The organism is Streptacidiphilus pinicola, from assembly GCF_003258295.1.
GTDB lineage: Bacteria > Actinomycetota > Actinomycetes > Streptomycetales > Streptomycetaceae > Streptacidiphilus > Streptacidiphilus pinicola.
This window is the reverse complement of record NZ_QKYN01000195.1, coordinates 1-7,033: the sequence shown is the minus strand read 5'-3', so window position 1 is coordinate 7,033 and position 7,033 is coordinate 1. Positions and strand designations below refer to the sequence as shown.

Sequence of the window (7,033 nt, the reverse complement as noted above, 5' to 3'; positions counted from 1 at the left end):
CCCCGGCACCCCAACCGGCACCCGCCGCCCACCCGTGGCCCGCACCCGCGGCCGCGGCCGGGGACCCCGAGGTGCGCCCGTGGGTCACGACCCCGGCGGGGCCCGTGACGGTGTCGCCCGGAGGGAGCCCTGGGGCCGACCCGTGGTCCGTGCGAGAGGTGTTGGATCTGGCGGCGGCCGCGGAGTTGGGGGCGCGGGCGGTGGCGCCCAGTGGGCCCGCGCAGTCGCCGATCGGGCCGGTGACGCCCGGGCAGGCGGCGCGGCTGCAGGCGGTGCACACCGAGTCCGGGCGGGCGGCGGCGCAGACCGCGGACGGGGCGGGGGATCCGTTCAACCCGCCGAACATGGTGGCGATGCCGCCGCTCGCCGAGCACGCGCCGCGGCCGCCCGCGCCGGAGGAGTTCCGGCCGGCGGACGAGGAGCACGGCGGCGGGGAGGTCGCGCGTGTCCGTTGAGCCCATGGACCGGCTCGCCGCCGACCTCGTCGTCGACGCCAAGGTCGCCCGCGAGCTGAAGCGGCAGGTCGCCGCCGAACTGTTCGAGCAGCTCAGCAACGCCCCGTCGAGCGTGCCCGCCGACGCCGCCGGACGGCGTCAGCGCGGGCGCGCGCTGATCGAGGACGCGGTGGCGCGCTGGTCGGACGCGTACGCGGTCGCCCACGGCGTCGCCCCGACCAGGGACCAGGACCGGGCGCTCGCCGAGGTCGTCTTCGACCTGCTGTTCCGCGCCGGGCGCCTGCAGCCCTACCTGGACGACCCCGACATCGAGAACATCCTCATCAACGGCTGCGACGACGTCTGGATCTCCAAGGCCAACCAGCCGCTGCGGCAGGTCCCACCCGTCGCCGACAGCGACGAGGAACTCGTCGAACTGCTGCAGGACCTGGCACGCCGTCACGGCGGCGGCGAGCGCAGCCTCTCCGTCGCCAGCCCGATGCTCGCGCTCCGCCTGGAGGGCGGCATGCGGCTGCAGGCGATGACGCACGTGACGCCGCGCCCGTACGTCGCGATCCGGCGCCACCGCGTGCAGAGCGCGACGCTCGGCGACCTCGTCCAGCTCGGCACCGTCGACTCGACCATCGCCTCGTTCCTGGCCGCCGCGATCCGGGCCCGGAAGAACGTGATGATCACCGGGACCCAGGGCGTCGGCAAGACCAGCCTGCTGCGCGCCATGGCCGGCGAGATCTCGCCGGACGAGCGCGTCGGCACGCTGGAGTCGGAGTTCGAGCTGTGGCTGCACACGCTCGGGCACCTGCGCCAGGTGGTGCCGATGGAGGCGCGCGAGGGCAACGGCGAGCGGGTCGACGGCCGGCCGGCCGGCGAGCTGACGATCGGCGAGCTGATCCCCGCCGCGCTGCGGATGACGCTGAACCGGATCATCGTCGGCGAGGTCCGCTCCGCCGAGGTCGTCCCGATGCTGCGGGTGATGACCAACGGCGAGGGCGGCTCGATGTGCACGCTCCACGCCCGCACCCCGCACATGGTGGTCGACCGCATCGCCGAACTCTGCCTGGAGTACGGCGCGCAGATGACCGACCAGCTCGCCTACCGGCTCACCGCCAACGCGCTCGACTTCGTCGTGCACGTGACGATGATCGACGAGACCGGCATCGGCGGACGGCGCCACCGCTTCGTCTCCCACGTCCTGGAGATCGCCGGCCTGGGCGAGCAGGGACGGCCCGCGCTCAACACCGTGTTCGGACCGCGCAAGGGCGGCGTCGACGTGCAGGGCCGACCGGTCTGGCCCGAGCCGCGCGCGGTGCCGCAGACGCCTCCGGCGTGCCTGGACGACCTGCGCCGCGCGGGCTTCGACGCCGCGCTGCTGGACCACCCCTACGGGTCCTGGGCGACCGCGCTCGGCCTGCGGGTCAACAGCGGCGGAGTCGGGGGTGTGGCATGACCGTGCTGGTCTGGGCCGGCTGCGGCGCGCTGCTGCTCGGCGGCGTGCTCGCGCTCGTCCTTTACGGCCGCGGGTCGGCGCAGGAGCCGGAGACCGCGCCCCGGCGCGGCGTCCGACTGCCGCGCGCGGTACAGGAGCGGCGACGGCTGCAACTGGTCGTCGCGTTCGCCGGTGCCGTGCTGGGCTGGCTGCTCAGCGGGTACGTGGTGTCGCTGCTGGTCGTGCCGCTGCTCGTCTTCGGCCTGCCCTGGTTCCTGCGCGCCACCATGGCGCAGCAGCAGGGCATCGACCGGCTGGAGGCGCTGGCCGAGTGGACCCAGCGCCTCTCCGACGTGCTGCTGCTGGGGCTCGGCGTCGAGCAGGCGATCACCGGCAGCCTGCGCACCGCCCCCGCCGCGATCGAGGCCGACGTGGTGGAGCTGGTCGGCCGGATCCAGTCGCGGACGAGCCCGCAGGAGGCGCTGCGCCTGTTCGGCGACCGTCTCGGCGACGCCACCGCCGACAAGGTGCTGGCCACGCTGCTGCTGCGGATCAGCGACCGCGGCCCGGGCCTGGCCTCGGCGCTCGCCGACACCGCCGACTCGGTGCGCGAGGAGGTGCGCCAGCGGCGCGCCATCGAGGCGGACCGGGCCAAGCACCGCGCCACGATCCGCTGGCTGGTGCTGGTCCTGGTCGCGGTCTCCGGGGTCATCGCGCTCAACCCGTCCTACGCGGCCCCGTACGCCACCCCGCTCGGCCAGATCGTGCTCGGCTGCGTCGTGCTGGCGCTGGTCGCGGTCGTCGCCTGGATGGCGTCGATGGCCACCCACCGGCCCGTGCCGCGCTTCCTGGAGGCAGACCGGCGTTCCCGCGTGCGCCCGGCGGCACAGGAGGAGGAGACGTGATCACCTGGCTGGTGCTGACCGGCGGGCTCGCGGGTCTCGGCCTCGCCCTGTTCGTCGCCGAACTGCGCCCCGCGCCCCCGCAGTTGGGCTCCGCTCTGGAGCGGCTGCACCCCGACCCGGTGGCCCCCGGCGAGCCCGTCACCGGCGCGGTGCCGAGCGGCTTCTACGAGGCGCTGGGCGCCCGGCTGCGCAACCTGCCAGGCGTCACGATCCCGCGCCGCGAGCTGGCGCTGGTCGGCCGGACGCCCGAGCGGCATCTGGCGCAGAAGCTGATCAGCGCACTGATCGGCCTGGTGCTCTTTCCCTACATCGCCTTCATGGCCTCGATGGTGGGCGTCTCCCTCCCGGTGCTGGTGCCCGCCGTCTGCTCGCTGGCCCTGGCCGCGCTGATGTGGTTCCTCCCGGACCTGCTGCTGCGGGACCAGGCCGCCGAGGCGCGGGTGGACTACCTGCACGCCATCGCCGCCTACCTGGAGCTGGTGGCGCTGGAACGGGCTGCCGACCGAGGTCCCGCCGAGGCCCTGTTGAGCGCCGCCCGCGTCGGCAGCGGCCCGGTGCTTCGACAGATCTCCACGGCGCTCGACCGCGCCACCCTGGACCGCCGCCCGCCCTGGGACGGCCTCGACGACCTGGCCGAGGAGTTGGGCCTGACCCCGCTCCAGGACCTGGCCGACACGATGCGGCTGGCCGGCACCGACGGCGCCGCCGTCTACAGGACCCTCCGCGCGCGGGCCGCGAACCTGCGCTCGGAGCTGCTCTCCGACGAACTGGCCCGAGCCAACGTGGTGAGCGAACGCATGGTGCTGCCCGGGACGGTGCTGGTGATGATCTTCACCGTGCTCGTCGCCTTCCCGGCGGTCTCCCGGATGTTGCAATGAGCGAAGGAGAGATGACAGATGTTCCGTGGCCGTCGCGTACCGGACGAACTGCTGCCGGTGCTCATGGTGTGGACGTGGGTGGGGTCTCGTGCCGACCGGGTCAGGGCCCGGGCGCGCCAGGTGCACAGCAAGCGAGAACTGGGCGCGCTCAGCGTGGAGCTGGTGATCCTGGCCGTCGGGCTGTTCCTGGTGGCCGGCGCTCTCGTCGTGGTCATCACGAAGTTCGTGAAGACGAAGTCGACCCAGATCCACTGAGCCGGGGCGACGACGGCGCGTTCTCCATCGAACTGGTCATGCTGTTCGGCGTGTTGCTGCTGCTCGTGCTGCTCGTGGTGCAGGCGTCGTCGTGGTGGTTCGACCGCCAGGTCGCGCTCGGTGCCGCGCGTGAAGGTGCCGCGGTCGCCGCCGACACGCAGTCGGGGAGCAGGGACCCGGCGCGGGTGGCGTCCGACTTCCTGCGGCGCGGCGGCTGGTTGCTGAAGGACCCGCAGGTCGACGCGCCCGTCCAGGACGCGGGGGCGCACACCGTCACGGTGACCGTCCACTGCCGGGTGCGGTCCGTGCTGGGCAGCCTGTTCGACGGCCCGGAGATCACGGTGCCGGTGACCGTGCCGGTCGAACGATTCGTGGGAGCGAACGGATGAGCGCGGCGCGGAGACGCGGCAGGGACGAGGCCGGATCCCTGTCCGTGGAGACGGTGGTGGTGCTGCCGGTGGTCCTCGCCTTCTTCGGCTTCGTCATCGCCGTCGGGACGCTGCAGGACGACCGGGGCACCATGGCCGCCGCCGTCCAGGCCGCCGCGCGCTCCGGCTCGCTGACGCGGGATCCGGCCAAGGTCGGCGACAACATGACCGCGGCGGCGGACGTCGTTCTCAAGCAGGGGGGACTCTCGCAGTGTGTCGGGTCGGTGGGGTTGGTGGGCGTCAACGGGGTCGCTGCGGCGCCGCCACGGCCTCCGGCGAGCTACTACAACGTCGTCGAGGCCGCGGGGACCTGCACGGTCCGGATCGACTTCGGCCTGCTCAGCCTGAACGAGCCGGTGAGGGGCGACTTCACCTCCGTCGTGGACACCTACCGGGGCAAGGGATGACAGGGCGAGGGGCGGCGGGAGGGTCGGCGCAGGACCAGGGCGCGGTGTCCATCTTCGTGGTCGGCTGCGTCATCGCCTTCTTCGCTCTCGCCGGGCTCGCCTTCGACGGCGGAGGGAAGCTCCACGAGGGCGAGCACGCCGACGCGGTCGCCCGCGAGGCCGCCCGGGCCGCGTGCGAGCAGGTCGACCCGACCGGCGTGCTGAGCGGGGTCTACCGCCTCGACACGGACTGGGCGCGGCAGGCCGGCGCGGCCTACGTCAGCGGGGCGAAGATGGGCGGCTACACCCTCAGCTTCCCGCGCCCCGACGTCTGCCGGGTCACCGTCACCGCGTCCTACCCGACGCAACTGCTCGGCTTGATCGGCATCTCGCAGTTGACCGTCAGCGGCAGCGGCGAGGCGGAATTCGTCTACGGCGTCACCGGCATCGAGGGGTGAGGGAAATCGTGCGCACCTTCCTGCGCGCGTTCGGCGCGCTCGTCACACTGCTCGCCCTGCTCGTCGGCCTGCCCGCCGTGCTCGGCTACGGCACCTGGGCCATCGCGCTCCACGCGCGGCCGCAGCAGAGCTCGCTGACGCAGCTGCTGACCACACCCGACAACGGCAACCTCTTCCTGTGGGCGCTGGTCGTCGTCGGCTGGCTGGCCTGGCTCGCCTTCGCCGTCTCGGTGCTCGTCGAGATCCCGGCGCAGCTGCGCGGCCGGGTGGCCCGGCGGCTCCCGGCGCTCGGCTGGAGCCAGCGGCTCGCCGGCGGGCTGGTCGGCGCGATCCTCACGCTGGTCCCGATGGCGGGCGGAGCCCTCGCCGCGACGGGCGCACCCGCGCCGCGCCTGGCGGTCGGCGCGCCGCTGTCCCCTGACACGGTGTCCGCTTCGGCCCTCTCCGAGGCGGTCGCGCCGGAGGCCGCCCCCGTCGCGGCGGCGACCGCGCAGGCCGCCCACCACCCGCACTACCTGGTGCGCGCCACCCGTCCCGCCGACACACTGTGGGGCATCGCCGAGCGCACGCTCGGCTCCGGCGAGCGGTGGCGCGAGATCGCCGCGCTCAACGACGGCCGGGTGATGGACGCGCAGCACCGCGTCTTCGACGCGGAGCGCCCGCTGCAGCCCGGCTGGGACCTGCTGCTGCCGCGGGACGCGCGGGACGCGCAGGCGGTGCAGACCGCTGGGCCGGGGGAAGGCTCCGGCGCGGCGTCGAGGTCGGTGCCGGGTCCGGCTCGGCCAGGAGCCGCCGCCGCGTCCGGGGGCGCGCACGACCCGGAGGTGACGGTCCGTCCGGGCGACACGCTCTCCGCGATCGCCCAGCACGAGCTGGGCAGCGCCACGGCCTGGCCCCAGATCTTCGACGCCAACCGCGGCGTCACCGCGCCGGACGGCGTCCGCCTGACCGACCCGAACCTGATCGAGCCCGGCATGCGGCTCACCATCCCCAGCCCCGACGACTCCGACAGCGGCGGCCTGCAGGGGGCGCAGCCTCCCGCGCCCACACCCCCTCCGCCGGTGAGCACGCCGACACCCGGCCCCGGCCCGAGCGGTGGCGCGACGGCCGCGCCCTCGCCGAGCGGCGGCGGTGGCGCGTTCACCCACGGCCAGGGCGGCGGCCCATCGCCGAGCGCCACGCCCACACAGACGCCCGCGCCCACGTCGGCTCCGACGACCGCGGCCGGATCCGCCTCCGCCTCGGCCTCCGGCGACAAGGTTCACGGTGGGCACCAGTCGCCCACACAGTTCGCCGTCGCCGCCGGCACCAGCGTGCTGGGCGCGGTGCTGCTCGGAACCGTCGCGCTGCGCCGCTCCCGCCGTCGGACCATGCCGCCGCGTCAGGCGCCACAGCACCGAGCCTCCGGCCGTCCGCCGCAGCCACCGCTCGAACCCGCCGTCACGGCCATGCCGCCGGTGCCCCTGCCGCCCCCTCCCACGCCACCCGCGCCCGGGCCGTACCTGCCGACGCTGACGCCCCCGGCCGCGTCGCCGGGGTCGCCCGCTTCGGCCGCCGCCTCGGGGCCGAGCAGGCCGGGTGCGTCGGGCGTGCACCACCACACCGTGGACGCGTGCGCGGCGCGGAAGGGTGCGACCGGCGGCGAGGGTGCGACCAGGTGCAGCTCGACGGTGTGCGCGGGGGTGACCCGGACGACGTTGAGCGGCGGCAGTCGCCGGCCCTCGCGGGCGACGTTGCGGGCCATGCTGCGCAGTGCGCGGCCGAGCAGGTCCAGGTCGCGGACGGCCTGCTGCGCGCCCGGCGGCGCGACCACGGCCGGCGGAGCGGCGGCCGAAGCGGGCGACC

Annotated in this window: 8 protein-coding genes and 1 pseudogene; all 9 read left to right on the top strand. The window is 75.0% G+C overall.

The window, feature by feature from the left end; genetic code table 11:
• A pseudogene (locus tag DN069_RS41150) lies at positions 1-455 on the top strand (hypothetical protein); the annotation flags it as partial.
• Entirely contained in the window at positions 445-1,899 is a 1,455-nt protein-coding gene (locus tag DN069_RS36090) for a TadA family conjugal transfer-associated ATPase (protein ID WP_243640232.1), read from the top strand. The pseudogene DN069_RS41150 and the gene DN069_RS36090, both read left to right, overlap by 11 nt.
• Positions 1,896-2,783 carry a type II secretion system F family protein gene (locus DN069_RS36085; RefSeq protein WP_111507482.1) on the top strand — a complete coding sequence of 296 codons (888 nt, stop codon included), beginning with the start codon at positions 1,896-1,898 and terminating at the stop codon, positions 2,781-2,783. The genes DN069_RS36090 and DN069_RS36085 overlap by 4 nt, the downstream gene beginning before the upstream one ends.
• Positions 2,780-3,661: a type II secretion system F family protein gene (locus DN069_RS36080; RefSeq protein WP_111507481.1), complete on the top strand. Its 882-nt coding sequence runs from the start codon at positions 2,780-2,782 to the stop codon at positions 3,659-3,661. The genes DN069_RS36085 and DN069_RS36080 overlap by 4 nt, the downstream gene beginning before the upstream one ends.
• 18 nt (positions 3,662-3,679) lie before the next feature.
• Positions 3,680-3,916, top strand: coding sequence for a hypothetical protein (locus tag DN069_RS40665; RefSeq protein ID WP_165845792.1), 237 nt, complete (start codon positions 3,680-3,682; stop codon positions 3,914-3,916).
• Entirely contained in the window at positions 3,913-4,305 is a 393-nt protein-coding gene (locus tag DN069_RS40660; RefSeq protein WP_279387955.1) for a TadE/TadG family type IV pilus assembly protein, read from the top strand. The genes DN069_RS40665 and DN069_RS40660 overlap by 4 nt, the downstream gene beginning before the upstream one ends.
• Positions 4,302-4,751, top strand: a complete 450-nt coding sequence (locus tag DN069_RS36070) for a TadE/TadG family type IV pilus assembly protein (RefSeq protein WP_111507479.1) — start codon at positions 4,302-4,304, stop codon at positions 4,749-4,751. The genes DN069_RS40660 and DN069_RS36070 overlap by 4 nt, the downstream gene beginning before the upstream one ends.
• 44 nt (positions 4,752-4,795) lie before the next feature.
• Complete coding sequence (locus tag DN069_RS36065; protein WP_111507478.1) at positions 4,796-5,188, top strand: hypothetical protein; 393 nt, start codon at positions 4,796-4,798, stop codon at positions 5,186-5,188.
• Between the two features lie 8 nt (positions 5,189-5,196).
• Positions 5,197-7,033: LysM peptidoglycan-binding domain-containing protein (locus DN069_RS36060; protein ID WP_116513719.1), on the top strand; the 1,837-nt coding region annotated here is incomplete at its 3' end.